Genomic DNA, 26,933 nt, shown 5'->3' on the forward strand with positions numbered 1-26,933 from the left:
GTTGTTATCTGTTCATTGGAGTCAATTCACAAAAGGCGTTGCGCGTCAGTAGGCGGAAAGTCCGCCGTCTACCGCCAGCGCCTGCCCCGTGACATAGGTCATTTTAGGCGACAGCAACATCAGCATCGCCGTCACCACTTCCTCCGGCTGCCCCAGGCGCTTCATCGGACACCCGGAAGCGAGGAAACCCTGGAAATCCTGCTGGCTAACACCGGGTGTTTCGATACCTGTCACCATCGGCGTCAGGGTAAAGAAGGGGCAGATCGCATTGACGCGCACGCCGTATTTGGCAGTTTCCACTGCAGCGGTCTTTGTCAGGCCGATGACCGCATGTTTTGCCGCCGAATAGGAGGCAATCTTGGGGGCGCCGCCCAGACCAGCCATTGACGACACATTGAGCACCACACCGCTGCCGCGCTTTTTCATCAGCGGCAGCTGGTGCTTGAGGCCGAACAGGACACCCTTCAGGTTAACGTTGTACTGACGGTCCATCTCCGCCTCGTCAGTCTCTTCAACCAGCATCATCGGCGGGGCAATACCGGCATTGTTGACCGCAATATCCAGCTGCCCGAATGCGTCCTGTGCCAATTCCACCAGTGCCGCGCAGTCTTTTTCTGACGACACGTCGCAACGCCGCGCGCGGACTTCGATACCTGCTCCACCCAGCTCGTCGGCCAGTGTCATCAGATCCGCTTCATTGATATCGCCCAATACCAGCTTTGTTCCACGCTCGCCCAACTCGCGGGCGAGTAGCTTGCCAAATCCGCTGGAAGCACCGGTAATCAGCGCCACCTGGCCGCTGAAATCGAGAATCGGATCGGTAGCCATATCAGATACCCCCACAGGAAGTCATGCCGCCGTCGACCACTACACATTCACCGGTGGTGTAGCTGGACGCATCGGAGACGAGATAGAGCACGGTACCGGCCATTTCCTCCGGCTCCGCGTGACGGTGCATAGGAATATGGTCGACGGCCGTCTTGTAGATATCCTCGTGGGTGAACAGCGCGCCGGCGAACTTGGTCTTGGTCAACCCCGGCAACAGCGCATTGACGCGGATATTGAACTGCGCACACTCCTTGGCAAATGCCTTGGTCATATTCACTACCGCCGCCTTGGTGATGGAGTAGATGCCCTGGCCCACCCCGGGCTGCAGCGCATTGATCGAGGCAGTATTGACAATACAACCACCGCCCTGCTCGCGCATCAGCTTGCCGGCCTCGACGGACATAAAGAAATAACCGCGAATATTTACGTCGACGGTTTTCTGGAAGGCACCCAGGTCCGTATCGAGAATATGGCCGAAGTACGGGTTCGTTGCCGCATTGTTCACCAGGATATCCAGGCGACCGTATTTCTGGCGAATCTCGCCGAAGACCCGCTCGATGTCCTCCATATTGCCGATATGGCAGGGTACCGCTTCGGCCTTGCCACCGGCGTCGACAATGGCATCGGCGACTGCCTGGCAGCCCTCGATCTTCCGGCTGGACACCAGCACGTGGGCGCCCTGCTCTGCCAGCAGCTTGGCAATGGCTTCGCCGATACCCCGGCTCGCACCGGTCACCAGAGCAATCTTGCCTTTCAGGTCAAAAAGATTAGTCGCCATACATTTCTCCAATACGTAAATTTTTAATTTGGTTTCAGGATTCTTTGTCGATCACATCCAGGGCCATCTGTGCCAGCGGCTCTACAAAGGCGCCCAGTTTGGCTGCGCTCTTGCTGGAAGCATTCCCGTCCTGCGCGCGCTTGGCGACACCCTGTACGATTGCCGCGAGACGGAAAAAGCTGAAGGCCAGATAGAAGGCCCAGTTGTCGATTTTATCGATTCCCATGCGAGCGCAGTAACTGGCGACGTATTCCCGTTCCGAGGGAATGCCCAGCGCGTGCCGGTCCATCCCCATCAGTCCGGAGATATTGCCCGCGCCCGCGGGCATGCGCAGCTGCATGCACTGATAGGCCAGGTCGGCAAAGGGGTGACCGAGCGTCGACAGTTCCCAGTCGAGCACCGCGATAGCGCGGCTCTCGGTGGGGTGAAATACGATGTTGTCGAGACGGTAGTCGCCGTGCACCAGCGTTGCGCGGCCGTCATCTGCAGGCAGAGCGGTTCCGAGCCAGTCCATCAACTGATCCATCGCCGCAATCGGCTGCAGCTCCGAGGCCCGGTATTGCCCCTGCCAGCGCTCCAGCTGGCGCTCGAAGTAATTCCCCGGCTTGCCGTAATCGGTCAGCCCACAGGCCTCCAGATCGACGCTGTGCAGGGCAGCCAGTACCCGATTCATTTCTTCGTAAAAGCCGCTGCGTTGGGCGTTGTCGAGTTCCGGCAACGCCGCATCCCAGAAAATCCGGCCGTCGCAGTATTCCATCACGTAGAACATCGAGCCGATCAGTTCCCGATCTTCACACAGGTGCAGTACACGCGGCACCGGCACATCGGTATCCGCCAACGCGCGCATCACGCGAAATTCTCGATCCACCGCGTGGGCAGATTTCAGCAGTTTGCCCGGGGGCTGGCGGCGCAATACGTAGGTACCGGATTCCGCCTGGACTTTGAACGTCGGGTTCGACTGGCCGCCGGAGAACTTTTCGACCTGGATCGGCCCGCGGAAGCCTTCGATATGTGTAGCCAGGTACGCGGCCAGTTTTTCGGTGGGCAACTGCTCCACCGCCGTTTTCTTGCCGGATTCCATTGTTTCCGTGGTCACGTTGTCATCACCTTATCGCTCGATTTTTTTATTCGGTTTCAGCACCGTAACGCGCCGCGAGGTTGCGTCCCAGCTGCATCATATGCACCTGGTCGGGTCCATCCGCCAGGCGGATGGTGCGCGCATAGGCGTAGTGCTGTGCAAGGTTGAAATCCTGGCTGAGGCCCGCGGCGCCGTGAATCTGTATCGCCCGGTCAATCACATTGCAGGCCATTTGCGGCGCCACGATTTTGATCATTGCGATCAGGTCTTTCGCCGACTTGTTACCATACTTATCCATCTGCTGCGCCGCTTTCAGGGTCAACAGTCGCGCCTGTTCGATTTCACAGGCGGACTTGGCGATATCCTCGCGCACCGATTGCTGCTTGCTCATCGGACGACCGAATACCACGCGCTGTTCGGCACGACGGGACATCATTTCCAGCGCGCGCTGTGCCTGGCCGATCAGGCGCATGCAGTGGTGAATGCGCCCCGGCCCGAGACGGCCCTGGGCGATTTCAAAGCCCCGCCCCTCGCCGAGAATCAGGTTGGACGCCGGCACGCGCACATTGTCGAATATCACCTCCGCGTGGCCTTCCGGTGCGTCGTCGTAGCCAAACACCGTCATCGGGCGCAGAATTTTCACTCCGGGGGTATCGGTGGGTACGAGAATCTGCGACTGCTGCTGATGGCGGTTCGGGTTTTCCGGATCGGACTTGCCCATCACGATCATGATTTTGCAGCGCTTGTTCATCAACCCACTGATATAGAACTTGTGGCCATTGATAACGTAGTCATCGCCATCGCGCACGATCGAGGTTTCGATATTGGTAGCATCGGATGACGCCACCTTCGGCTCCGTCATTGCAAATGCGGAGCGGATCTCTCCGGCGAGCAATGGTGTCAGCCACTGCGCCTGCTGCTCGGGGCTGCCGTACTGTGCCAGCACTTCCATATTGCCGGTGTCGGGGGCGCTGCAGTTGAAAATCTCCGAGGAAAAGAGCACCTTGCCCATTTCTTCGGCCAGCGGCGCGTACTCGAGATTGGTCAGGCCCGCGCCGAAGCGGGAGTCCGGCATAAACAGGTTCCACAGCTCGGCACTCTTCGCCTTGGCTTTCAGTTCCTCCATGATCGCCGGTTCGCCCCAGCGATCTTCCTGCAGCTGCTGGAAGTAGGTGTCTTCAGCCGGATAGACATGTTCCTGCATAAACTGCTGCAGGCGTTCGAGTAGCTGTTTTACTTTGTCTGAATATTCAAAATCCATTATTCGCTACCTTTAGCTGTAGGTAATAAATTCCTGCCGCTCCTCGCTTTCGAGATGTGGCACGTGATTGAAACTGTGCAGACTGACGCTGTCAGCACTGGAGAAAAACTGACTGACTGACGTGTTCTTGATCTGCATATTGAGCTTGGTGACCGTCTCCGCATGGGCGCCGAGCACCTGGCGTACCATCATCGCAATGGCGCCGCCGGAACTGACGACCAGAGTGGTACTGCCTTTGGGTCCACTGCCGATCACTTTCAGTCCGTCCTCAATACGCTGTTCGAACGCCCGCCATGTCTCGGTTGGAGTAATTTCTCCGTTGGCCCAGGCGAGCATGGCTTTTTTCAGGAAGCGGTAATAATCGGCCCGGCCGGCGTCCTTAGCAGGCACGGAGTGCGGATCGCGCTCTCCGTAACTGCGCATCATGCTGTGGAAATCGAATTCATTCAGGTGCGGCACCAGCTCGACCCGGGAGACATCCAGGTCCAGTCCCTCGCAGATCCCCTGCGCCGTCTCCCGGTGGCGCAACAGGTCCCCGCAAAGGACCCGATCAAACTGCATGCGGGCATCACGCCAGTGCTCTCCCAGCCAGCGCGCCTGGCGCCAGCCAAGATCGGATAGCTTGTCGTAGTCGGCGGCGCCAAATGACGCCTGGCCATGGCGAACGATATAAAACTCAGCCAATTTGTATCTCCCCTCGGATTGCCCACTACCCTAGCTCGCCCCCATAGATCATCCAAATTTATTATGCGAATATCGCACCATTCACAGCATCAAACTTGGGTGATCGAAGTGAATCTGCAACAGATGGACATGAATCTCTTCCTGGTCCTGGAAGCAATCTACAACGAGCGCAATCTGACCCGCGCTGCGGAGCAGCTGCACATCACCCAACCGGCGGTGAGTAATGCCCTCGCCCGCTTGCGCCGCACACTGGATGACCCTCTGTTCACGCGAACCACAGGCGGCATGAGTCCGACACCGCTCACCGAACGCATCATGCCCAAGGTGCATGAGGCCCTGGTGCTGCTCGGCGGCAGCCTGAGAGAGCAGCGTCAATTTGATCCGGCCAGCGCGGAAATGACGCTGCGCCTGTCGATGAACGACATGGCCGAAACCCTGCTGTTGCCACGCCTGCTGGAACAGCTGCAACAGACTGCGCCCGGTATTTCCGTCGAGTCCTACTATGTGCCCAGGAACCAGCTGGTTAAGGAGCTTTCGGCCAATATGCTGGATTTCGGCCTGGATATTTCCCTCGCCACCACCACGCAATTGCAGCAGCACCGCCTGGTCCACGATCGCTATCTGTGTATGGTGCGCACAGACCATCCACTGGCACAGCAGACCAGTCTGACCCTGGAACAGTATCTACAGCTGGAACATATTCACGTTTCCAGCCGGCGCAGCGGCCCCGGGGTCGTGGATATCGGCCTGAATAAGCTCGGGCGCCGCCGCAATATCAAGTTGCGGGTACAGCACTACCGGGTTGCCCCGCTCGTGGTATTGCGTACAGACCTGGCTCTGACAGTACCGGCCAGTCTCGCCAACCAGTACCCCGCGCGCCTGTTCGAACTGCCATTCCAGATCCCACAGCTGGACTGGCACCTGTTGTGGCACAACAATCAACATGACGATCCGGCCAACCGCTGGTTGCGCGAGCTGATACTGGATATGTTCGCAACCGCTCAATAGGCAAGGATCTGTGCCCCGCAGGCCGTATCGGCGAAAGAGTCACCTCAGGCCATTGCCAGCCGCTGGAATGCGGATTCTTCCGCAGCCATGCGGTGCACGTCGGAGATTGATCACTGATTTCGACCGGATCGGTCACTGCCCACCGCTCCCGCCATTGCTATTCTGCGCCCAACAATATGCAACTCTTTGCATATACGAATCGACCGAAACCGGTCACATCTAGGTCAAGAAGAAGAGATTATTGCCATGTCCCACGCCTACCCCCACCTGCTGGCCCCGCTGGACCTGGGCTTTACCACGCTGAAAAATCGGGTGCTGATGGGCTCGATGCACACCAACCTGGAGGAACACGCCGGTGGCTTTACCCGGCTGGCAGCTTTCTATGCGGAGCGCGCCCGGGGCGGTGTAGGCCTGATTGTGACTGGCGGTATCGGCCCCAATGAAGAGGGCGGCGTCTTTATGGGCTCCGCCAAAATGACGACCCCGGAAGAGGCCCAGCAGCACCGGGAGATCACCGACGCGGTCCATTCGGAGGGTGGCAAAATCTGTATGCAGATTCTGCACGCGGGCCGCTACGCCTATAACCAGAATCTGGTTGCCCCTTCCGCGATTCAGGCGCCGATCAACCCGTTCACGCCGCGTGAACTGACTGGCGAAGAAATCGAAGGCCAGATTGACGATTACGTGCGCTGCGCCACCCTGGCCCGCGAGGCGGGTTACGACGGCGTCGAGATCATGGGCTCCGAAGGCTACTTCATCAACCAGTTCATCGTGTCGCGCACCAACAAGCGCACCGACGAGTGGGGCGGCAGCTTCGAAAATCGCATCCGCCTGCCGCTGGAAATCGTGCGCCGCGTGCGCGAGGCGGTCGGCGAAGACTTCATCATCATCTACCGCCTGTCGATGCTGGACCTGGTAGAAGACGGCAGCACCTTTGACGAAGTCGTTGCCCTGGGCAAGGCGATCGAAAAAGCCGGCGCCACCATCATCAATACCGGCATCGGCTGGCATGAAGCCCGTGTGCCCACCATCGCTACCAGCGTCCCCCGCGCGGCATTTACCGAAATCACTGCCAAGGTAAAACAGCACCTGAGCGTACCAGTGGTGACCAGTAACCGCATCAATATGCCGCAGGTGGGCGAAGACGTACTGGCAGCAGGCCACGCCGACATGGTGTCCATGGCGCGTCCGTTCCTCGCCGACCCCGACTTCGTCAATAAGGCCGCAGAAAACCGCACGGATGAGATCAATACCTGTATCGGCTGTAACCAGGCCTGCCTGGACCACACCTTCGAACTGAAGCTGACCTCCTGCCTGGTCAACCCGCGTGCCTGCCACGAAACCGAACTGCAATACCAGCCGACGGATAAGGCGAAGAAGATCGCTGTCGTCGGCGCCGGTCCGGCCGGCCTGGCTGCAGCGACTGTGGCCGCCGAGCGCGGCCACGAGGTCACGCTGTTTGAAGCGGACGGTCGCGTCGGCGGCCAGTTCAATATTGCCAAGCAGATTCCCGGCAAGGCGGAGTTCGAGGAAACGCTGCGTTACTTCAAGCGCAAACTGGAGCTCACTGGTGTAACGGTGAAGCTGAACACACGTGTGGAAGCGGCGGACCTGCGGGAATTCGATGAAGTGATCATCGCCACCGGCATCGAACCGCGCACACCGCCGATCCCCGGCGTCGAGCACGAAAAGGTATTGAGCTACCTGGACGTACTGAAACACAAGAACGCGGTCGGGCAGAAAGTCGCCGTCATCGGCGCTGGTGGTATTGGCTTTGACGTGGCGGAATACCTGACCCACGAGGTGGATCCGCAGGCCGAACTCATCGCCAGCAGCAAGTCCGAGTTCTTCGACGAGTGGGGCGTGGACATTCAGCTGGAAAACCGCGCGGGCCTGAAGTCCGCAAGCGCGGTTTCCGCTCCCCGCCAGGTTACGCTGCTGCAGCGCAAGACATCCAAAGTCGGCGCCGGTCTCGGCAAGACCACCGGCTGGATTCACCGCACCAGCCTCAAGCACCGCAATGTTCAGATGATTCCCGGTGTGCAGTACGAAAAGATCGACGATCAGGGCCTGCACCTGCGCATCGGCGACGAGCAGCAGGTTCTGGACGTCGACAACATCGTGATCTGTGCGGGGCAGGAACCGGCGCGCGCTCTGTACGATGCATTGCAGGAAAATGGAGTGACCACGCACCTGATCGGCGGCGCAGACGAGGCCGCCGAGTTGGACGCCAAGCGCGCGATCGACCAGGGTTCACGCCTTGCGGCCGAGATCTAACTATTCGGGCAGGTAGTCAGTATAGGCGCCGGATGCCGTCCGCATCCGGCAGGAATTTCCAGGTAAAAAAAGGCCCCGTAATGGGGCCGAGCTCAGGGTCATAAGACAAGCGACAATCAATTTGGGTGGGGCGGCACAGCCAGCGCCGCTTCACTCTCCGGCTGCCACTGGGGCCGCGAGAGATATCCGGTCAGGCGGTAGAGCACAAATACCAGGCCACAGAGTGCAAACATTGCCCAGTACAGCGCCGGCCCGCCCAACCACTCGATCACCAGTCCGCCGACAAACGGCGCCGCGGACCAGCCCAGCGAATAGAACGACGAAGCGCCGAAGTAACTACCGCGCAGATGATCCGGCGCCATCCGGTCTATCTGCACACTCATGGTCGGGAACAGAATCGCCTCTGCGAGACTGACGACAAAGGTCGCGCCCATCCACCCGGCGAACCAGTCCACCGGATTGGTCGCATACCAAATCTGTCCCGCGGCCAGAATCAGCAGCCCGATCGCAATACGCCTGTTTACGCTGATATCGCGCATCATCTGCAGCATCGGAAACTGCAGCAGTACGATGGTCGATGCATTCACCAGGATCATACTGGAAATCAGCTGCACCAGATCCGGCGCCTCAGCGCGAGTCAGGTACTGGACCAGACTCGAATCCATATGGGCGTAGATAAACATGGTCAGCACATTCGCAACAATAACAACGAGAAAAACGTGGTCGCGTTTCAACACTGCAAGCGTACTGGCAAACGTAGCTCCCGCATCGCGTTTTTTGTGCGCGAGGCGGCCGGTGGCGGTCCGCGCAAATCCCCAGAGAAAACCGAGGCTCAGCAGTAAATAACTGAGTGCGGTCAGGCCGAACGTGGACTGCTGCGCACTAAGCCCTGCCCACACCCCGACAATAGGACCGAGCGCCGCCCCGACGTTGACCAGGAAATAACGGAACTGCAACGCCAGCTCCCGGCTCTGCTTGTCCCGAATCAGGTCGCCCATCAACGCACTGGCGGGCGGCTCCCATACCGCGCGGCCGATCGAGCAGAAGGTTATCGACAGGACAAACAGCGGCAGCGTGTCTGCCACTGCCAGCAGAGCAAAAGCGAGGAAATTAATTCCGGTTCCGGCCAGCAGAATATTGCGTCGGCCGTAACGGTCTGACAGTGCCCCGACATAAAACCCGAGCAGGGCCGCCCCCACCGCGGAGGCACTCAGAATCAGACCGATTTGCGCCGCACCCAACTGGAATTTTTCATACAACAGAATCGCCAGAAACGGCCACACCATGAAATAGGTGCCGCGTCCGAAGAAGCTGCCGATCAGAATGATCCATATCAAAGGCGGAAAGTTATGCAGCCTCTGCCACCACTGCCTGTCCATTGGAATTACTCCTTGTCGATGATCTTTCTCTCGTAAATAACCAGAACGCACAGACACTCTTCTGCGCGAAATTTTTGGCAAAAAAAAACCCGGGAGGCGTGCCTTCCGGGTTTTCTGTTGGGAGGAAGGCTTTTTCACCTTCCATCGCCAGTAGCTTTGTCAGGTGTGCTAGGTGATCACGACGGTCACCGGGCGCATCTTATAAGTATTGCGCTGGGCGCAGACTTTACGCGCACCGCCACACCAGGTCACAAACCCGAACGCCGAACGCAGATGCACAGAGGCCGACAGCAGGTGCTGCAGGGCGGAGCGCAGTCGCGGCGAAAATTGTAGGGTTTGCGGGTTCATCGAATTAAATTCTTAAGTTGACGCTATGGCGTTAATAGTATCTGAGCAGTCAGCGTTTGCAAGGAAAAAGTTGCATTATTTTTTCGAGTTGTTCTCATCGCCGCAGCAAATATTTCAACGCGGTAATCAAAGGGGCATGGCCGACTATACTGGAAACATTTCTGCGGACCGGAGACCCACCAAGGATTGGACCCGCCCATGACCAGTGACGCAAATATTCCCCAGAATATTGACGATACCGCCGCGCGGCAGACTGAGATGATAGCCACCCCCGCCGGCCCACTTCTCGGGAAGATAGATCCCAAAACCGGAGTACAGTGTTTTCTCGGTGTTCCCTTTGCTGCGCCACCGGTGGGTGAGCTGCGCTGGCGCGCCCCACAGAAGATGGCGCCGTGGCGGGCACCTTTGCAGGCCACCCGATTCGGTATGCCCGCGGCACAGAACCCCTCGCTACTGTTCAAGGTGCTCGGCCCCAACGGCGAGCATCCAGAGGGGGAGGACTGCCTGTACCTCAATATCTATGCGCCGCCACAGGACAGGCGGAGTTCGACCAAACTGCCGGTGATGGTCTGGATTCACGGTGGTTCTTTTTACCTGGGATCCGGCTCACAGGAAATTTACGACGGCCGTTACCTGGCTGCCAGCGGCCGGGCCATCGTGGTCACCTTCAATTACCGCCTCGGCGCCCTCGGTTTTCTGCGCCTCGACGACATCAGCGATATTCCGGCGACCGGCAACGAAGGCCTGCAAGACCAGATTGCTGCACTGCAATGGGTACAGGAAAACGTCGCTGCATTCGGCGGCGATCCTGACAACGTCACCCTGTTTGGCGAATCCGCTGGCGCCATGTGCATCGTCAATTTGATGGCTGCGCGCAACTGCCGCGGTCTGTTTCATCGCGCGATTGTACAGAGCGGTAACCCGAGCACCGTGCACTCCCGCGATCGGGCCAACGACCTGGGCCGGGGATTTCTCGAACACCTGGCACAACTGAGAGATGTCGACGATCCGGCCGGCGCCAGCACCCGGGAAATCTTACAGGCTCAACTGGCGGTGCTGTCCGATCCGCGTATGGAACAGCACTGGGGGCAACTGCCGTTCAAACCGGTAATCGACGGCGCGTTGCTGCACGCGGAACCCGTCACCGCAATGCAGGATGGCAGCGCCGCCGACTTATCCCTTTTACTCGGCTACAACCTGGACGAGTGGAACCTGTTCAGCGCAACCGCACCGGACAGCTTTACCCTAGATAGCGATCAGATCCGTGCGCGCCTCGAGTGGATGCTGCCGGGCAATGTGCTGGATCCATTACTCGAACACTACTATCGCAAAGCCGTGACCCTGACAGGCAATCCCTGGCCGGAGTGGAGCCGCGCCTGGAACCTGATGCTGACCGATATGATATTCACCCTGCCCGGCATGCGCCTGCTGCAAGCCCATGGCGGCCGTAATTTCCACTACCACTTTGCCCAGCCCCTGGCGTCGCAACCGCTACTCGGGGCCTGCCACGCGGTGGAACTCGGTTACGTATTTGGCACCCATGGGGAAAGCGCTGTTCAGGATCTCTACGGTGCCGAAACTGAGCCGCACCAGCTCAGTGATGTGATGCGCGATGCCTGGCTGAACTTTGCCGAAAGCGGAGATCCCGGTAAAGACTGGCCGGCATTCAGTGAGGGGCACAGTCGCCGGTTCGGCGATCACCCGGAGGATCGCGCCTTCGATGCGGCAGAAGTGGCCGCACTGTGGCAACATGTGCCGCATGAATGGTTGCAGCGATATCTATAGGGAATGACAAAAATATTACTGATCCGCCACGGCGAAGCGGCGAAGTCTCCCAAAGACCCGGATCCGGGCCTGACCGAACTGGGCAATCTGCAGGCAAGAAAACTGGCGGAACACTTCGCCGAAGCGCCGCGCTTCGAACTGGTCAGCAGCCCCAAGGCGCGGACGCGACAGACGGCGCAACCGCTGGCGGATCTCTGGCAGTGCCCGGTCATTATCGAGGAAGCGATGATTGAAATCCCGTCGCCGGCAGGCGTAACCCTGAGCAATCGGGGCGACTGGCTGCGGAGTTTGCTCAACAGTGAATGGGATTTTGCAAACCGGGAACAGTCCGAATGGCGCAGTAAAACCCTGGACTACCTGAAAGGGCTGGAACAGGACACCGCAGTGTTCTGCCACTTTATGGTCATCAATTCAGTGGTTGCACATATTCGCGACGACGCCAGTGTTCAACAGTTCCGACCCGACTACACCTCGGTGACGGAGCTATACCTCGAGGGTGACACCCTCGAGCTGGTAACCCTGGGCAAGATCCGTGACAGTCGGATCCTCTAGAAAACCGATAAACCACCGCCAATAAAAAAAGGGGCAAACCGCAATGGTTGGCCCCTCTTTCACTTCGATCTTGCAGCAATCCGCCAATACGGCGGTCAGGCGAGGCTTTTGCTCACCACCTCGTAGAGATCCCGCGACAGCTTGCCGGAGTCCATTACTGACTGCAGTGCAGCCCGCATCTTATCTCCCAGATCCGCCGTGTACTTCTTCCATCGCGTGATGGGTGTTACCAGGCGCGCGGCGATCTGCGGATTGAGTTTATCAAGTGCGATTACCTGCTCCGCGAGAAAATCGAAGCCGCTGCCATCCGCACGGTGGAACTGATTGAAATTGCGATTGGCAAAACCACCAATGACAGCACGAACCTTGTTCGGGTTTTTCAGTTCGAAGGCAGGGTGCTGCATCAGGCCGCGCACATTCTCCAGTGTGCCGCGCTGGGCACTGCTGCTTTGCAGGCCGAGCCAGAGTTCCACCACCTGCGTATCCTGCTGCCAGCGCTGGTAGAAGGATTCCAGGGCGCTCTGGGCGACCTGTTCCGGCGCGTGATTGACCAGTGCCGCCAGCGCCACTGCGCTGTCGGTCATATTGCCGGCGGCGGCAAATTGCGCTTCCGCCAGCGCCAGCTGTTCCGTTTCCTCCGTGACACACAGATAACTGAGGCAGGTATTCTTCAGGCTGCGCGCGGCGATATCGGCGGCGCTGGGGCTGTATTCGCGGTCGTCGTGGAATCGCTGGTAACAGGCGAGCAGATCGTCTTTCAAGGCCAGTGCCAGCTCGCGCCGCGCGAATTCGCGCGCGGCGATAATGGCTTCCGCATCGATGGTTTCCGCGTGCTCCGCCAGTGTCTGCGCACTAGGCAGCGCCAGTATCTCCGCCACCAGGGCCGGATCCAGCTCGCGGTTTTGCAGCACACTGCGATAGGCGTTCACTAGTGCCGGAGGCAGTTCCAGCGGGCGCTGCTGGCGAAAATCTTCCTGCAGTTTTTCCAGCGCCATAAAGGCCAGACGCTGGCCAGCATCCCAGCGATTGAATTCGTCGCTGTCGCAGCGCATCAGGAACAGCAAATCCTCGCTGCTGTATTCATAGCGCACTTTCACCGGCGCAGAAAAACCGCGCAGCAATGACGGCAGCGGTTTTTGTGCAAATCCATGGAACCGGAACGTCTGCTCACTCTCGGTGATTTCCAGCACCTGCTCGGTGTTGCCTGCGGTATCCAGCGGCAGCGCCTCACCATCGCGGCCCAGCAAACCGAGCGCAAATGGAATATGGAAAGGCAGTTTTTCCTGCTGTCCCGGTGTCGCCGGGCAGGATTGCCTGATTGTCAGGGAATAAGTGCCGCTGGCCGCATCAAACTCATCGCTCACATCGAGCACCGGTGTGCCCGCCTGGCTATACCAGCGGCGGAACTGGGAAAAGTCGACACCGTTGGCGTCCTCCATCGCCTTGACGAAATCCTCGCAGGTCACCGCCTGTCCGTCATGGCGCTCAAAATAGAGGTCGCTGCCCTTGCGGAAACCATCGGCCCCCAGCAGCGTGTGGATCATGCGCACGACTTCCGCACCCTTTTCGTAAACCGTCAGGGTGTAGAAGTTGGAGATTTCCATGTAGGAGTCCGGCCGCACCGGGTGAGACATGGGCCCGGCATCCTCGGCGAACTGCGTGGTGCGCAGCATGGAAACATCTTCAATGCGCTTGACCGCGCGGGAGTTCATATCGGCGGAAAATTCCGCGTCGCGAAATACGGTAAAGCCCTCTTTCAGGCTCAACTGAAACCAGTCGCGGCAGGTAACGCGGTTGCCGGACCAGTTGTGGAAATACTCGTGCGCGACGATCGCTTCGATACGCTGGTAGCTCGCGTCCGTGGCAGTCTTGGGGCTCGCCAGTACACAGGCCGAGTTGAAGATGTTCAGCCCCTTGTTTTCCATTGCGCCCATATTGAAGTGATCGACGGCGACCACCATGAAAATGTCCAGGTCGTACTCGCGTCCGTATACCTCCTCGTCCCAACGCATCGACTTTTTCAGCGAGCGCATGGCGTGATCGCATTTGCCGATATTCTTGGCCTCGGTGAAGATCTGTAGCTTCACCGCGCGGCCGCTGGCCGTGGTAAACGTGTCTTCCACATGCTGCAGGTCACCGGCCACCAGGGCAAACAGGTAGGACGGCTTGGCAAAGGGGTCCTCCCAGGTGACGAACTGCCGCCCGTCTTCGGTGGTGCCGCGCTCGATTTCATTGCCGTTCGACAGCAGCACCGGGTACTGCTTCGGCGCGACAATGGTGGTCGTGAAGGTGGACATGACGTCCGGACGGTCCGGATAGAAGGTGATCTTGCGGAAACCCTCCGCCTCGCACTGGGTGCAGTACATGCCGTTGGAGAGGTAGAGCCCCTCCAGCGAGGTGTTCTCCTCCGGATTGATGCGGTTGTGGATCTCCAGCACGAATTCCGGCTTGTCCACCGGGATCGACAGCCCTTCCGGCAGCTCCTGGTAGCGGCTGGCCGGGACCAGTTCGCCATCGATGGACACCGACAGCAGCTCCAGTTCCACCCCATCCAGAACCAGAGGTGGCAAATCGGTCCCCGCGGCAGGGTTGCGGCGGATATGCAGCTCCGACCTGACCAGCGTGGACCTGGGCTGCAGCTCGAAGCGCAGCCGCGTACTGTCGACGAGATAGTCGGGTACGCGGTAATCCTTCAGGTAGACGGTACGGGGCTGGGCATCTTTCATGACAAAATCCAATAGACTGCTGACAGACGGTTCGGCGCCCATGACGCTACTAGGCGTTTCCCGAGGGCGTCTATCCAACGCGTCTCTCAAGCTCATTTAGGGGGGCCGGAGCGCCCCACTATATAGATTTCATCCGCAGTGCCAAGGCCCCGCGCCAGCGACTTCAGTAGCCGGCGGCCTGTCCGTCTTTGCGACTTTCCGAGGCCCCGTGGTAGACACCCTGGCTGTCGCGCATGATCCCCTGGTAACCCCCGTAAGGGCCGCTTTCGAAACGCACCTGGTGCCCCATCTGCACCAGGGCGCGACGGGTCTCCATCGGGAAACCGTCTTCAAGGCTCAGGTAGCCCCCGTCGAGCATAACTTCGTCGGTGGGCTGGCTGGAGCCGCTGTGCAGAATTCGCGGGGCATCGCCGGCTTCCTGCACGTTCAATCCAAAATCGACCATGTTGACGACAATTTGCGCATGCATTTGCGGCTGTGTCGCCCCACCCATCACGCCGAAACTCATATACGGCTCGCCATCTCTGGTGATGAATCCGGGAATAATGGTGTGAAACGGGCGTTTGCCCGGTTGGTACTGATTGAAATGCCCCTCTTTCAGGCTGAACATCTCGCCGCGATCCTGCAGGATGAATCCGAGGTCGCCGGGAGTCATTCCGGAACCCATCCCCCGGTAATTACTCTGGATCAGCGACACCATGTTGCCGTTCTTGTCCGCCACCGTCAGGTAGATGGTGTCGCCGTGTCGCAGAGCGACATTCCCCGCGTCGTAGCGTTTGGCGGCCCGGTGCCGGTCGATCTGCTTGCGTCGCTCCGCCGCGTATTTCTTGGAAATCAACTGCTTCACCGGTATCTGGTTGAAATCCGGGTCGGCGTAATATTTGGCGCGATCCTCGAAGGCGAGCTTCTTGGCCTCGGCAAACAGGTGCACATACTCGGGACTGGTGCGGCCCATCTTGGCCAGGTCGTAGCCCTCCAGAATGTTGAGGATCTGCAGCGCGGCGATGCCCTGGCCATTGGGCGGCAGCTCCCAGATGTCGAAACCGCGGTAATTGGTGGATACCGGCTGCACCCAATCGGAGTGATGCGTCGCCAGGTCCTCATAGGAGAGGAAACCACCATTCTTTTTCATGTAGGCAGCGATTTTCCTGGCGATCTCACCCTTGTAGAAGGCGTCGCGGCCGCCCTCCGCGATGGCACGATAGGTCTTGGCCAGACGCGGGTTACGGAAAATATCCCCCTCCTGCGGCGCCTTGCCGCCGGGCATGAAGGTCTCACGGAAACCCGGATATTTTTCCAGCAGCGGCACCGAGCGGTTCCAGTAATAGGCCACCAGTTGTGTTACCGGGAACCCCTGTTCGGCATAATCGATCGCCGGCGCCAGCACGTCTTTCATCGGCAGGCGACCGAACTTCTTGTGCAGCTCAAACCAGCCGTCTACGGCGCCGGGTACCGATACCGGCAACGGCCCGTGAGCGGGAATACTGGTCAAGTTGTGCTGGGCAAAGTATTCAAATGGCAGGGACTTTGGCGAGCGGCCGCTCGCATTCAGGCCGTATAGTTTTTGGTCTTCGGCACTCCAGACGATGGCAAACAGGTCGCCGCCTACACCGCTGCCGGTGGGCTCCATCAGGCCCTGCGCGGCGTTGGCGGCAATCGCCGCGTCCACGGCACTGCCGCCGCGTTTGAGAATATCCAGCGCTACCTGCGTCGCCAGCGGCTGGCTGGTGGCCGCCATACCGTGGGTGGCCAGTACCTGGGAACGGCTGGCAAAGCCCTCGCCATTGACCCGGTCATACCCATTCGCCATAACGGTTCCTCCCATTAGCAGACAGGTCGACAACAAAACAGAAAAATTTCGCAATATGCCTTTCACGCGGCGTGCCCCTCTCATTATTTTTCCCGGCCGGTTACACTGAAATCCGGATAGAACATCCAGTCTCCATATTTACCCGGCGATCGCAAGTCAGTCGAATGAATCTCAAGTTGCGCAAATCCATCGTATTTTCCACCGCACTGGCCGTGCTTTTAGCCGTACTGCTCTGGTTGTGGCTGGATCGCGATCGCATGACACCGACGCTGCTCAATCCGTTTCTGCAGGGCAGTCGTATCCAGGAATTGCAGGAACTGCACTTGGCTCCGCGAAAGATCGGTGCAAAAACACTCACCCTGGTGTTGGCGGATGGCGCCACGTTGCAGGTACAGGATCTGCAATTGCACAACCCGCTGGACCTGCTGTTTGGCTCCCGCAATAACCGCAGCCGGCTCAGCGCCAGCCAACTAATCTGGACCCCGGCCCCGGATGACACCGCTCCCCAGAAAAATGCACGCGCGATCGGCACCCCGGACCTGTCACTGCATGACCTTCTGCAACAGCTGCAGCGCTACCTGCCCAATGCGATGCAGATCCGGCAATGGCAGTGGCGAGGGGCCGAGCCCATTACCGGCGAACTGCAGGCACAGCGCAATAACGCCGATGAATCCGCCAAGGTACAAATATCCGCAGATGGACGACAACTGAAACTGGACGTGAGATGGCGCGGGGAGCAATTCCAGTTCGGCGCGCAGATAGTTGCCGCCAATGGTGAGTCGATCGCCACGCTGAACGGAGCCTTAAATAGAGACTCCGCACAATCGCCGGCACCCCAGCACTGGCGCGGCGAGCTGACCGCCACCGCCAGACTCGACCAGTTCAAGACCCTGCCCATTCCACCGGATGCAGTCGCCCGGCTGGCCGGCGCCCGCGGCGATGTAACAATGACAGTGAGCGGCCAATTACCGGACCGTTTGCTGCAACTCGATGAATATCGCGATATTGCCGCCGAAGTCCGCACTGAATCCGCCCGGCTGCCGGTACCGGATTCGACGCTGGGCGTGCCGCTGGAACTTTCCTTGAAGACGGTAGCGCCATTCACCGTGCGCCTCGCCTCCGTCAGACCGTTACAACCTGAAGAGATCGCCGGTCGCGGCGACCTCGAAATCACTGCGGAAAACGAAAGTGCGCCGCTACTCTGGGCCACGATCAGCGCCGATGACTCTGCCGGGCAAGCGAAGATCACGGTCGACGGCACGCTGGATTTCGCCGCGGCATCCGGCGTACTCAAGGCACCGCCGCTGCAAGACGCCCTGTCGCCGCTGGTGCTAGACACTCCGAGTGGCTCGGCGCGCCTCCACGGCTCGGCCAGTCTGCCCGCACTCAATCAGATCGACAGGGACACCGCCGCGCTGCGCGATATTGCCGTCACTCTGCTTCCCGCGAGTACGCTGAAGGTATCGGTGACAGAAAAGGGGCAACCCGGCAAGGTTGAGCCTCTTCTGGCGCCATTCAACTGGCGCAGCGGCACGGCACAGGTGCAACTGACGGAACCACTGACCGTCACCGCACCGACCTTGCCCGGCAAGCTCCAGCTGGAGGGTGGAAAGATAAAACTGCACCTGCAAGAGCAACGCGGAACGCCGCTCGCCGATATAGCGCTTTCCGCATTGTCCTGCGAGTTGACCGATGACTACCGGTGTACGCTGTCTGCCAGTGCACAGCTTCCCGAATTGTCGATCCCGGCCGACAACATCACAGTGAAAGATCTTGCGCTCGATTCACACCTGACACTGAAGCTCACCGACACCGAACAGCGCTGGCAGCTGCAACAGCTCGCCGTAACGGCAGACAGACTTGCCCTCGAAACCGTCAGTGCGGACAACATCGCATTCCGGGCAGGTAAAATAGTGTGCGTCGATAGCGGTGCGCCGACCTGCCACAGCCCGTCAGTGGATGCGAGTGTCGCCACGCTCAAAGGCGATGATTTTGAAGTTGGCGGCACGGTTGGCTTTACCGACGTGCAGTTCAGCCGCGAGAATCTGGAGAATCGGGCTTCCGCCCGCTTCCACACAGACCCGCTGCAACTGCGCCTGCAGGGAAAATATAAAGCCGATGTCAGTATCAGCGGACAGTTGGCATTGACTGGCGATCGCGTGCACGGCGACAGTGAAGTGCAGTCCGGCGCTGTCACGCTGAAAGCGGCGTGGCAGCACGACCTGCAGAAGAATCGCGGATCGGCACAGCTGGATATGCCAGCGGTCACATTCAGCCAGGGCTCCCCCCTGAGCCAGTCAATCGCAGGATTGCCCGTGGATATCGTCGCTGGAACCCTGACTGCGGGTGGGAACGTTTCCTGGCCCCAGCTGGATGGCGACCAGCTGCGGGCAACCCTCGACCAGGTCGCCGCCACCCACGGTGACATATTTGCGGTGGGTGCCAGTGGACAACTGGCCGCCACTCACCGCGACGGCCACTGGTTGACGCCCGAACCCCAGCCGATGCGACTGGACACCCTGGACGTGGGCCTCCCCATCGAAAAGATCCGCTTTACCATCGGCCTCAACGGCGATCAGGACCTGACTCTCGGCAACATCAGCGCCGAGCTGCTGGATGGCAAGCTGCACTCGAAGGCCGTCGTGTGGAACCTGGCCGGCGAGGAACGCCGCAGTGAAGTCGATATCGAGGGTATTTCCCTCCGCAACCTGGCCGACGAAATGGACGCGGAAAACTTCGCTGCCAGCGGCACCCTCGACCTGCAGGTACCACTGATAACGGGAAAAGACGGCATTACTGTCGAACAGGGCAAAGTACAGGCGCGCCCCCCCGGTGGCCGCCTGCGTTATTACGGCGCCTTTTCTCCCGAGGTACTGGCGAGCAACCCATCGTTGAAACTGGTAGCGGGGGCGCTGGAGGATTACAACTACCGCGAATTGAGTGGCACCGTCGAATACCCCCCGAGCGGCGACATGCAGATGGCACTGAAACTGGTTGGACGCAGCAATTCTGTCGCGGCGGACAGGGATCTGATAATCAACCTGAACCTGGAAAACAACGTTCCGGACACCCTCCGCTCCCTCCAGGCAAGCCGCGATTTAACCGAAGCGCTGGAGAAGAAACTGCAATAACAGCCCGGCACTCGCCGCCGGCCAAAGGTTTGGCCGCCATCTCGGGGATGTGACACGATAAATCCCATCCCGATTCAGATTGGGTTAAGCTAGGGCGATTAATATGAGGGTACTCGAAGCAACTCCACAGCCCCTGTGGATTTCAGAGATTCCCTGACTATCGTTAACGATGTAGGAGCGTCAGATGACAACCACCCGATTGCTTCCGCTAGTGCTGACGGCCTTTGTCGTTATAGCGGGGTGCACACCGACAGTCGCGGTTCAGGCACCGAGTGAGCCGATTACCGTCAATCTCAACGTGAAAATTCAGCACGAGATCCGCATAAAAGTCGACAAGGAACTGGACAACCTGTTCGAAGACAAAGAAGGCATTTTCTAAGGAGGCGAATGATGAAATTTTTAAAAATGACCCTGATCAGCCTCGGTCTCGCCATTGCCTTGCCGGTAATGGCGATCACCCTGGACGCCGCACGCAGCCAGGGATTGGTGGGTGAAGCCAACAGCGGCTACATCGCCGTGGTCAACCAGAGCACTCCGGAGCTGGAAAAACTGGTGGCCGAGGTCAACGCCAAGCGCAAGGCCGAATACGCGCGAATCGCCAAGCGCAACAAAATCGATATTGCCCAGGTTGCCGCCCGTGCCGCGGAAAAGCTGGAGGCCAGGTTGCCTGCAGGGGCCTACTACCAGGATTCCCGTGGACGCTGGGTACAGAAGTAATTAGTGACCCCAACGGGACACAAAAAAGGCCGCGGAGAATCACTTCTCCGCGGCCTTTTTTTGAAGCTTAATTAAAGATTGCCGAACAGCGACAGGCCGTCGAGCCCCTGTTTCTCCATCACTTCACGCAGGCGCTTGAGGGCATCTACCTGGATCTGGCGAACACGCTCACGGGTCAGCCCGATTTCGCGACCAACTTCTTCCAGAGTACTGGCCTCGAAGCCGCGCAAGCCAAAACGGCGGGATACCACTTCGCACTGCTTGTCGGGTAACTCACCCAGCCAGCGATTGATACTGTCGAACAGGTCGCTGTCCTGCAGTAGCTCGGCGGGATCGGATTCCTGCTGATCCGGAATGGTGTCTACCAGTGTCTTTTCGGAAGAAGGGCCGATCGGTGTGTCCACTGAGGTGACACGCTCGTTCAGCCCCAGCATACGCTCGACATCTTCAACCGGTTTTTCCAGCAGATTGGCGATTTCTTCCGCGGACGGCTCGTGATCGAGTTTCTGTGCCAGCTCGCGCGAGGCGCGCAGATACACATTAAGCTCTTTGACGACGTGAATCGGCAGACGGATGGTGCGCGTCTGATTCATGATCGCCCGTTCGATGGTCTGACGAATCCACCAGGTGGCGTAGGTCGAAAACCGGAAACCGCGCTCCGGATCGAACTTCTCCACCGCGCGAATCAGACCGAGATTACCCTCTTCGATCAGGTCGAGTAGCGCCAGACCGCGACTGACATAGCGACGCGCAATCTTCACGACGAGGCGCAGGTTACTTTCGATCATTCGTTTTCTCGATGCCGCGTCACCGCGCAACGCTTTCCGCGCGTAGTAGACCTCTTCTTCTGCGGTCAAAAGCGGAGAGAAACCGATTTCATTCAGGTATAACTGGGTGGCATCGAGATTCTTCTGCAAGTATCCGTCAGTTTCCGGCTTGCGTGCCCGTGCCTTCAGGGGGGTAGGTTCGGAGTTTTTTTTTGCCGTAGTTCTCCGGGTGCGGCCTTTTGAAGTGTCCTCTTTCCGTTCTATTTGATGCTCATTGCGATCTGCTGCCAACTCTGGAGGAAGATCTGCCTGGGCGGCTACAACCTGGTCTTGCCGTTGTGCTTCCATTTCCCCAACTCCTTGTACTTTGCCATTGTCAGCCGCACTTCAGTTTTCGACCTGGGCCGGCTCGAAAGCTGTCAGTGCGACAGTCGCCGGATCGGCTGACCTTGCGATGGTCACGTCACCGGTGACTACCTCAAGTGGTACAAATTAAAAATCCATTTTTATTTGCAGAAGCTCACGGCTCCCCACTCGGGTTATGGCAAATAGGCAAGAGGGTCAACCGGTTGACCGTTGTGGCGAATTTCGAAGTGGAGCTTATTGCGGTCGGTACCACTAGAACCCAGTTCCGCTATCCTTTGCCCCGCCTTCACTTCGCTGCCCTCGCCGACAAGTAGTTTGTCGTTGTGGGCGTAAGCACTCAGAAATTCGTCGTTGTGCTTAACGATCAGTAATTTTCCGTAGCCTCTCAGCGCACTTCCCGCGTAGATCACGGTGCCATTGGCTGCTGCGAGTACAGAGTCCCCCTTTTCCCCGGCGATATCAACACCCTTGCGCAACGGGTTCCTGGCCTGGAAGCTGCTGATCACTTTTCCCCTGGCGGGCCAGCGCCACCGAATTCCCGAAGACGAAATACGCGTAACTGTCTTCTTTGGCTTACTGGGTGTTAAGGATTTTGCTGTTTTTGCGACTGGCCTGGTGGTCGGCCGGGAGGGCTTACGCGGCGCTGTATATTTCTTTTTGGGCGCCGCCACCGGCGCCGCAGCAACGACCCGGCCGGCCAGATTCAGGCGCTGCCCGGGAAAGATCTGGTAGGGAGGTGCTATGCCGTTGGTTGCCGCCAGCTGGCGAAAATCCTTGCCATACCGCCAGGCGATGGAATAGAGGGTCTCGCCGCGAGAGACAACATGGTATTTGATCCGCTGGCTCGGCGGCTGCTGCAGGGAGCTGGTGGGGGCCCGGTTACTGGCACAGGCGCCCACCAATAGCACCAGCAGTACCATGGTAAATATATTGAACACCCGGAAAAGCATCCCGGCGGATTCGGAACGATTACTCCGCCAGGAGGGGGCTTCAAAATGTTGGAAAAGACGACATTTCATTATTCTCTTTTTACATCACACGGCCGCATTTATGGAAAAAGTGTCTAAAAAAATATCTGGGAATTGCGCCATTTCCCTTTAGAAAAAGCTGCCATACCGAGCTTATGCAGCGCAATTACCGGTGGCGCGAAATTCTTGCCCACTAATCGTGCGCTCCCGCGCGCCCACCGAAATAATCGACGACCAGTACCAGCAACACAGCGGCAATGGATGCGCCAATTGCCGCGCCCAGAAATGCGTCGTGGCCAGTGCTGGCCGCGTAAGTAGAGGGCCAGCTGTTGGACATCAGCGGCGCCAGTTTGTCACCGGCATCGGCGGCCCCCTCGACAGCCAGTTTCCATGGCCAGACGATTTTCAGACTGCCCAGCAGAATACCCGCGAGGAATGCCAGGGTTCTCGCGACATAGGTATGCATGAGCCAGGAAAGCAGGCGACTGAACAGCATAAGCCCCACTGCTGCTCCGCTGGCGAAGCAGGCGAGGCTGAAGATCTGCAGGTCGTGGACTGCATCCAGCACCCGCGGATAGATACCGATCATCAACAAAATGAAGGCCCCCGAAATACCCGGAAGGATCATCGCGCAGATGGCGAGGGCCCCGGACAGGAACAGGTTCAGCGGGGTGGCTGCGATCTCCGCCGGACGCATTTCGCTGACAGCGATGGCGACCAGCGCGCCGAGTACCAGGCAAACGACTACCGATACCGACCAGCGGGGAATCCGCTTGATTATTGGGAAACAGGACGCGAAGATCAGGCCGAAAAAGAAGGCCCACACAACAATCGGATAGGTACTCAACAGGTAGCTGATCAGCCTCGCCAGACTGAAAATACTGACGAGTATTCCGCCGAAAAGTGCCAGTAGAAAACTGCCATTGATATATTGCCAGGCAGCGACCACGCCGCTGCGGCGCAGGACCGTCAGACAGTGCGGTCCGATTCGGCTCAGGGAGTCGAGCAGTTCCTGGTAAATGCCGGTAATGAAGGCAATGGTGCCGCCCGAAACGCCGGGGACTACGTCCGCCGCGCCCATGGCCATGCCCCGCAATGCAACGCCCCAGTAGCGCCCGCGCAACCACTTCATCGCACTACCCCCCCTAGCAATGGCACAAAGCGCACGGCCTCCAGGCGCTCCACGTCAAACTGATCGGAATCCTCGCGTCGGGTCACCAGGTGCAGATACTGGCTGTCACTCCCGACCGGGATCACCAGAACGCCGTTGGGCGCCAGCTGCTGCTTGAGTTCCGCCGGTATCGACGCCGGGGCGGCCGCGGCCAGAATGGCATCGAAAGGCCCCTTTTCCGGCCAGCCAAACCCGCCACTGCTCAATTTCACTTCGACGTTGTACAGCTCCAGCTCCCGCAGACGGCGTCGCGCTTTATCCAGCAGTGGCCCTATTCGTTCCACGGAGTAAAGCTGGTCGACCAGGCGGGCGAGTATCGCGGTCTGGTAACCGGATCCGGTTCCGACCTCCAGGACCCGGTGCAGGGATTTCGCGCGGCTGAGCAGCAGCTCGGTCATCCGCGCGACAATATAGGGCTGGGATATGGTCTGGCCATAGCCGATAGGCAGTGAGGTATCTTCGTAAGCGCGCACGGAAAGGGCTTCATCGAGAAACAGGTGGCGTGGTGTGGAGGCCATGACATCCAGCACTTGCTCGCTCTCAATACCCTCTTCCCGTAGCCGCTGTATCAGGCGATTGCGGGTTCTCTGGGAGGTCATTCCCAGACCTTCACGTTTCAGATGATCCATCTTTTTCTTATTTCAACCTCTCCGGTATCTTCCGCATGCAGCAGAACCGGACGTCACAACCTGGCGATTCTTCCGCCAGCCCCCAATGGCTGGTCCACAAGGACCGCCCCCATGGCACAGATTCTATGTGGCGTCGGAAACGTTGACCAGTTCCGCTACTTCCCGCAACAACGCGGTGGCAAACGTACCCACTGGCAGGGCAAATTGCAGAATAAGGTCGTCTCCCGACCATTCGTGGGTAAATGCCGCCGGCTGCAACACCAGCGGGCGCCGCTCCTGCTTCAACCCGCAGTGCTCAAGCCAGTCACACCAGGCGAGCCAAGGTGCAACAGTGCTTTCCTCCAGCGCCGCCACCGCTTCGCTGGCAGGGTTCCTGCCACGGCCCCAGAGTGGGCCCGTGGGCTCGGATTCCGGCTCCCCGGGCAGAGGCTGGCGCCAGTTGTCGGCGCGCACGCGCGCAGCGAGCACCTCGTTGAACAGCCAGCTGCGCGCCGCCGACATGGCGAACGCCTTTTCGCTCTTGCGACAGCGTCCCCCCTCCTCTGCCAGCCGGCGCGCCAGTGACAGATTGCCGCCTTCGCGGCCGAAACGCTGCTCGCCGAAGTAATTGGGTACTCCGCCGCCAAACCTCCCCAGTACTTGTTCCGCGCTGTCGCGGTCGCCGCGCACATTGCGTAGGCGGATGACGAAGCGGTTGCCTGCATGCTCTCCGCGGCGCAGTTTGCGCGGACCGCGGTGGTGCTGCAGCACCTCGACTTCGCCGTTGTTCAGAGGAGACCAGTCCGGCTCAGCCTTCTGTCCGAGCCAGACACTGAACCACTGCGTAGTAACCGCGTGGCGGTCCTTGAGCCCGTAGAAACCAATATCCTGGGTCCGCACGCCGGCCAGCTGCGCCAGTTGCTGTGCCACCCAACCGGTATTGGCACCGCGCTTGCGAACCTGCAGGTAAACATGCTCTCCCTCGGCAAACGCCGGTGCGGCCATCTCGTCCACGACGAAGTCTTCCGGTTCGGAACGGAAATCGGCGGAGATCGCCGTGCCGCCCAGTGCGCGCGGCCAGTCGAGCGCCCATGCGCTAGAGGAATTCTGCTCAGTCATTCAAACGCTCTACGAGAACCGTTGCCTGTGCGGCAATACCTTCACCGCGGCCGGTAAATCCCAGGCGCTCACTGGTGGTCGCCTTGATGCTGGCTGCGCCGATCTCGACACCGCAATCGGTGGCGATATTTTCCCGCATGGCATCGATATACGGTGCCATTTTCGGTGCCTGGGCGATCAGTGTGCAGTCCGCATTGACCAACCGATAGCCTCGCTCCGCGACCAGCTCCACCACGTGCCGCAGCAGTGCGCGGCTGTCCGCTCCGGCAAAACGGGCATCGTTGTCTGGAAAATGATGACCGATATCGCCGAGCGCCAGTGCTCCCAGCAAAGCGTCCGCCAGCGCATGCAGCAGTACGTCGCCATCGGAATGCGCTTTCAATCCGCGCTCATGGGGTATCTTTACGCCGCCGAGCACCACGTGATCGCCCTCGCCAAAGGCGTGCACATCAAAGCCCTGGCCAATTCGGAAACTCACTATCTCTTATCCTCTGTGGGCGCAAAACGCAGACGCAAAATTGCCTCTGCCACAATAATGTCGGATGGATGGGTCACTTTGAGGTTATCCCGCCGGCCCGGCACCAGTTGCGGCGCGTGGCCAAACAGCTCCAGGGCACTGGCCTCGTCGGTAATGGGGGCTCCCTGTTCGAGCGCGCGGCGCAGGCAGTCCTGCAGTAGACCCAGTGGGGCCCGCTGGGGCGTTTGCGCCAGCCAGATACTGTCCCGATCCAGTGTTCGGTCGACCAGATCGCGGTCACCCTCACGGCGACTGGATTTCACCGTATCGCTGGCGGGCTGCGCCAGCAGGGCTTGTGGCGACGTGTTTTCGTCGAGCAATGCGGCGATATCTTCCAGCGCCACGCAGGGACGCGCCGCGTCGTGCACGAGTACAGGAGTTTCCGCGGGGACCCGGGTTATCAGGGTATTCAGCGCAGCGAGCACTGAATCCGCGCGCTCGGCGCCACCGGTGACCCGGTGCACTCTTGGATCGCTGGCCTCCGCCAGATGGGGAAAGTAGCTGTCGTCATCAGATACCGCGACAACCACACCGGCCAAGCCTGGCCAGGTCAGAATATTGCGCAACGTCAACGACAACATGGGGCGGCCCAGCAGCGGTAGGTACTGCTTCGGTCTGTCTGCGCCCATACGCTTGCCCACGCCGGCGGCGGGGACGACGACCCAGAAATCACTGATCACGGTTTACCGTTCTCCGCTTTATCCGGATCCATAAAAATAAACAGGGTTTCACCATCCTTGATCAGGCCCAGATCGTATCGGGCCTTGGCCTCTACACCGTCGGTACCCACTTTGAGGCTGCGCACTTCGCGCAGCAACTGGCGATTGCGCCGTTCGAGTGCCGAGTTCTTTTCCTGCTGCTGTGCCAGCTCGCGCTTCAGGCGCGTGACTTCTGCCAGGCTCCCCTCACCCACCCAGAGGCGGTACTGGGTAACCAGCAGAATAATGGTGAGAATTGCCAGCAGCCATCTCATTCTGATTTATCCAGGCTTCACGCAATACGAAAAGTGCGGAGGAGGGGTTCGGGTTGTTCAATTGAACTGAAGCTCCCTGACT

At 59.2% G+C, this 26,933-nt stretch carries 24 protein-coding genes; 7 read left to right on the forward strand and 17 right to left on the reverse strand.

All coding sequences use genetic code 11. The features are described from left to right. Positions 1-45: 45 nt before the first annotated feature. Genes IG168_RS17450 through IG168_RS17470 form a run of 5 tightly spaced genes read right to left on the reverse strand, consistent with a single transcriptional unit; the run spans position 46 to position 4,629 of the window. Positions 46-828 (reverse strand): SDR family NAD(P)-dependent oxidoreductase, encoded by a 783-nt coding sequence (locus IG168_RS17450; RefSeq protein WP_193165882.1) that lies wholly within the window; start codon positions 826-828, stop codon positions 46-48. 1 nt (position 829) lies between these two features. Then, complete coding sequence (locus tag IG168_RS17455; RefSeq protein WP_193165883.1) at positions 830-1,606, reverse strand: SDR family oxidoreductase; 777 nt, start codon at positions 1,604-1,606, stop codon at positions 830-832. Positions 1,607-1,640: 34 nt separating this feature from the next. Continuing rightward, the gene (locus tag IG168_RS17460) at positions 1,641-2,687 is read right to left on the reverse strand and encodes a phosphotransferase (protein ID WP_193166015.1); all 1,047 of its coding nucleotides are present in this window, start codon (positions 2,685-2,687) and stop codon (positions 1,641-1,643) included. Positions 2,688-2,730: 43 nt separating this feature from the next. After that, on the reverse strand, positions 2,731-3,945 hold the full coding sequence (locus IG168_RS17465) for an acyl-CoA dehydrogenase family protein (protein WP_193165884.1): 1,215 nt from the start codon (positions 3,943-3,945) through the stop codon (positions 2,731-2,733). A 12-nt stretch (positions 3,946-3,957) separates the two neighbouring features. Further along, on the reverse strand, positions 3,958-4,629 hold the full coding sequence (locus tag IG168_RS17470; RefSeq protein ID WP_193165885.1) for a histidine phosphatase family protein: 672 nt from the start codon (positions 4,627-4,629) through the stop codon (positions 3,958-3,960). 108 nt (positions 4,630-4,737) lie between these two features. Here IG168_RS17470 and IG168_RS17475 point away from each other — a divergent pair, with 108 nt between their 5' ends. Both IG168_RS17475 and IG168_RS17480 read left to right on the forward strand, forming a co-directional pair. After that, complete coding sequence (locus IG168_RS17475) at positions 4,738-5,637, forward strand: LysR family transcriptional regulator (protein ID WP_193165886.1); 900 nt, start codon at positions 4,738-4,740, stop codon at positions 5,635-5,637. A gap of 246 nt (positions 5,638-5,883) precedes the next feature. Next, positions 5,884-7,914, forward strand: a complete 2,031-nt coding sequence (locus tag IG168_RS17480; RefSeq protein ID WP_193165887.1) for an NADPH-dependent 2,4-dienoyl-CoA reductase — start codon at positions 5,884-5,886, stop codon at positions 7,912-7,914. Positions 7,915-8,030: 116 nt separating this feature from the next. On the opposite strand, the gene IG168_RS17485 is transcribed toward IG168_RS17480, so the two are convergent. Continuing rightward, positions 8,031-9,293 carry an MDR family MFS transporter gene (locus IG168_RS17485; protein ID WP_193165888.1) on the reverse strand — a complete coding sequence of 421 codons (1,263 nt, stop codon included), beginning with the start codon at positions 9,291-9,293 and terminating at the stop codon, positions 8,031-8,033. Between the two features lie 168 nt (positions 9,294-9,461). Then, on the reverse strand, positions 9,462-9,641 hold the full coding sequence (locus IG168_RS17490; RefSeq protein ID WP_193165889.1) for a hypothetical protein: 180 nt from the start codon (positions 9,639-9,641) through the stop codon (positions 9,462-9,464). A gap of 198 nt (positions 9,642-9,839) precedes the next feature. Here IG168_RS17490 and IG168_RS17495 point away from each other — a divergent pair, with 198 nt between their 5' ends. Both IG168_RS17495 and IG168_RS17500 read left to right on the forward strand, forming a co-directional pair. Beyond that, the gene (locus IG168_RS17495) at positions 9,840-11,426 is read left to right on the forward strand and encodes a carboxylesterase/lipase family protein (protein ID WP_193165890.1); all 1,587 of its coding nucleotides are present in this window, start codon (positions 9,840-9,842) and stop codon (positions 11,424-11,426) included. Between the two features lie 3 nt (positions 11,427-11,429). Further along, on the forward strand, positions 11,430-11,978 hold the full coding sequence (locus IG168_RS17500) for a histidine phosphatase family protein (RefSeq protein ID WP_193165891.1): 549 nt from the start codon (positions 11,430-11,432) through the stop codon (positions 11,976-11,978). A 95-nt stretch (positions 11,979-12,073) separates the two neighbouring features. Here IG168_RS17500 and pepN read toward each other — a convergent pair whose 3' ends face one another. Together pepN and ggt are read right to left on the reverse strand one after the other, a co-directional pair. After that, a complete protein-coding gene (pepN, locus tag IG168_RS17505) occupies positions 12,074-14,704 on the reverse strand; it encodes an aminopeptidase N (protein WP_193165892.1) in 2,631 nt (876 codons plus the stop codon). 163 nt (positions 14,705-14,867) lie between these two features. Beyond that, a complete protein-coding gene (gene ggt / locus IG168_RS17510) occupies positions 14,868-16,514 on the reverse strand; it encodes a gamma-glutamyltransferase (protein WP_226877105.1) in 1,647 nt (548 codons plus the stop codon). Between the two features lie 164 nt (positions 16,515-16,678). On the opposite strand from ggt, the gene IG168_RS17515 reads away from it, so the two are divergent. The 3 genes from IG168_RS17515 to IG168_RS17525 all read left to right on the forward strand — a co-directional run bounded on the left by IG168_RS17515 (position 16,679) and on the right by IG168_RS17525 (position 20,362). Beyond that, a complete protein-coding gene (locus IG168_RS17515; RefSeq protein ID WP_193165894.1) occupies positions 16,679-19,645 on the forward strand; it encodes an intermembrane phospholipid transport protein YdbH family protein in 2,967 nt (988 codons plus the stop codon). Between the two features lie 184 nt (positions 19,646-19,829). Continuing rightward, entirely contained in the window at positions 19,830-20,024 is a 195-nt protein-coding gene (locus tag IG168_RS17520; RefSeq protein WP_193165895.1) for a YnbE family lipoprotein, read from the forward strand. Positions 20,025-20,035: 11 nt separating this feature from the next. Next, entirely contained in the window at positions 20,036-20,362 is a 327-nt protein-coding gene (locus IG168_RS17525; RefSeq protein WP_193165896.1) for a YdbL family protein, read from the forward strand. Positions 20,363-20,433: 71 nt separating this feature from the next. Here IG168_RS17525 and rpoS read toward each other — a convergent pair whose 3' ends face one another. The 8 genes from rpoS to IG168_RS17565 all read right to left on the reverse strand — a co-directional run bounded on the left by rpoS (position 20,434) and on the right by IG168_RS17565 (position 26,851). Beyond that, positions 20,434-21,477, reverse strand: a complete 1,044-nt coding sequence (rpoS, locus tag IG168_RS17530; RefSeq protein WP_226877106.1) for an RNA polymerase sigma factor RpoS — start codon at positions 21,475-21,477, stop codon at positions 20,434-20,436. 191 nt (positions 21,478-21,668) lie between these two features. Continuing rightward, positions 21,669-22,433, reverse strand: a complete 765-nt coding sequence (locus IG168_RS17535) for a peptidoglycan DD-metalloendopeptidase family protein (protein ID WP_319024746.1) — start codon at positions 22,431-22,433, stop codon at positions 21,669-21,671. Between the two features lie 223 nt (positions 22,434-22,656). Next, positions 22,657-23,595 (reverse strand): DUF368 domain-containing protein, encoded by a 939-nt coding sequence (locus IG168_RS17540; protein WP_193165898.1) that lies wholly within the window; start codon positions 23,593-23,595, stop codon positions 22,657-22,659. Continuing rightward, positions 23,592-24,263, reverse strand: a complete 672-nt coding sequence (locus tag IG168_RS17545) for a protein-L-isoaspartate(D-aspartate) O-methyltransferase (protein WP_193165899.1) — start codon at positions 24,261-24,263, stop codon at positions 23,592-23,594. Before IG168_RS17545 ends, IG168_RS17540 begins: the two co-directional genes overlap by 4 nt. Positions 24,264-24,386: 123 nt before the next feature. Then, the gene (truD, locus tag IG168_RS17550; protein ID WP_193165900.1) at positions 24,387-25,361 is read right to left on the reverse strand and encodes a tRNA pseudouridine(13) synthase TruD; all 975 of its coding nucleotides are present in this window, start codon (positions 25,359-25,361) and stop codon (positions 24,387-24,389) included. Further along, positions 25,354-25,839: a 2-C-methyl-D-erythritol 2,4-cyclodiphosphate synthase gene (gene ispF, locus IG168_RS17555; protein ID WP_319024747.1), complete on the reverse strand. Its 486-nt coding sequence runs from the start codon at positions 25,837-25,839 to the stop codon at positions 25,354-25,356. Before ispF ends, truD begins: the two co-directional genes overlap by 8 nt. After that, complete coding sequence (gene ispD, locus IG168_RS17560) at positions 25,839-26,558, reverse strand: 2-C-methyl-D-erythritol 4-phosphate cytidylyltransferase (RefSeq protein WP_193165901.1); 720 nt, start codon at positions 26,556-26,558, stop codon at positions 25,839-25,841. Before ispD ends, ispF begins: the two co-directional genes overlap by 1 nt. Beyond that, complete coding sequence (locus tag IG168_RS17565; protein WP_193165902.1) at positions 26,555-26,851, reverse strand: FtsB family cell division protein; 297 nt, start codon at positions 26,849-26,851, stop codon at positions 26,555-26,557. Before IG168_RS17565 ends, ispD begins: the two co-directional genes overlap by 4 nt. Positions 26,852-26,933 lie beyond the last annotated feature (82 nt).

Source organism: Microbulbifer hainanensis (assembly GCF_014904735.1).
Taxonomy (GTDB): domain Bacteria; phylum Pseudomonadota; class Gammaproteobacteria; order Pseudomonadales; family Cellvibrionaceae; genus Microbulbifer; species Microbulbifer hainanensis.

Bases quoted from the DNA above. Each gene is read 5' to 3' on its own strand.
- IG168_RS17450 (WP_193165882.1), bottom strand. From the start codon at position 828: ATGGCTACCGATCCGATTCTCGATTTCAGCGGCCAGGTGGCGCTGATT.
- IG168_RS17455 (WP_193165883.1), bottom strand. From the start codon at position 1,606: ATGGCGACTAATCTTTTTGACCTGAAAGGCAAGATTGCTCTGGTGACC.
- IG168_RS17460 (WP_193166015.1), bottom strand. From the start codon at position 2,687: ATGGAATCCGGCAAGAAAACGGCGGTGGAGCAGTTGCCCACCGAAAAA.
- IG168_RS17465 (WP_193165884.1), bottom strand. From the start codon at position 3,945: ATGGATTTTGAATATTCAGACAAAGTAAAACAGCTACTCGAACGCCTG.
- IG168_RS17480 (WP_193165887.1), top strand. From the start codon at position 5,884: ATGTCCCACGCCTACCCCCACCTGCTGGCCCCGCTGGACCTGGGCTTT.
- IG168_RS17485 (WP_193165888.1), bottom strand. From the start codon at position 9,293: ATGGACAGGCAGTGGTGGCAGAGGCTGCATAACTTTCCGCCTTTGATA.
- IG168_RS17490 (WP_193165889.1), bottom strand. From the start codon at position 9,641: ATGAACCCGCAAACCCTACAATTTTCGCCGCGACTGCGCTCCGCCCTG.
- IG168_RS17495 (WP_193165890.1), top strand. From the start codon at position 9,840: ATGACCAGTGACGCAAATATTCCCCAGAATATTGACGATACCGCCGCG.
- IG168_RS17500 (WP_193165891.1), top strand. From the start codon at position 11,430: ATGACAAAAATATTACTGATCCGCCACGGCGAAGCGGCGAAGTCTCCC.
- pepN (WP_193165892.1), bottom strand. From the start codon at position 14,704: ATGAAAGATGCCCAGCCCCGTACCGTCTACCTGAAGGATTACCGCGTA.
- ggt (WP_226877105.1), bottom strand. From the start codon at position 16,514: ATGGCGAATGGGTATGACCGGGTCAATGGCGAGGGCTTTGCCAGCCGT.
- IG168_RS17515 (WP_193165894.1), top strand. From the start codon at position 16,679: ATGAATCTCAAGTTGCGCAAATCCATCGTATTTTCCACCGCACTGGCC.
- IG168_RS17520 (WP_193165895.1), top strand. From the start codon at position 19,830: ATGACAACCACCCGATTGCTTCCGCTAGTGCTGACGGCCTTTGTCGTT.
- IG168_RS17525 (WP_193165896.1), top strand. From the start codon at position 20,036: ATGAAATTTTTAAAAATGACCCTGATCAGCCTCGGTCTCGCCATTGCC.
- rpoS (WP_226877106.1), bottom strand. From the start codon at position 21,477: ATGGAAGCACAACGGCAAGACCAGGTTGTAGCCGCCCAGGCAGATCTT.
- IG168_RS17540 (WP_193165898.1), bottom strand. From the start codon at position 23,595: ATGAAGTGGTTGCGCGGGCGCTACTGGGGCGTTGCATTGCGGGGCATG.
- IG168_RS17545 (WP_193165899.1), bottom strand. From the start codon at position 24,263: ATGGATCATCTGAAACGTGAAGGTCTGGGAATGACCTCCCAGAGAACC.
- truD (WP_193165900.1), bottom strand. From the start codon at position 25,361: ATGACTGAGCAGAATTCCTCTAGCGCATGGGCGCTCGACTGGCCGCGC.
- IG168_RS17565 (WP_193165902.1), bottom strand. From the start codon at position 26,851: ATGAGATGGCTGCTGGCAATTCTCACCATTATTCTGCTGGTTACCCAG.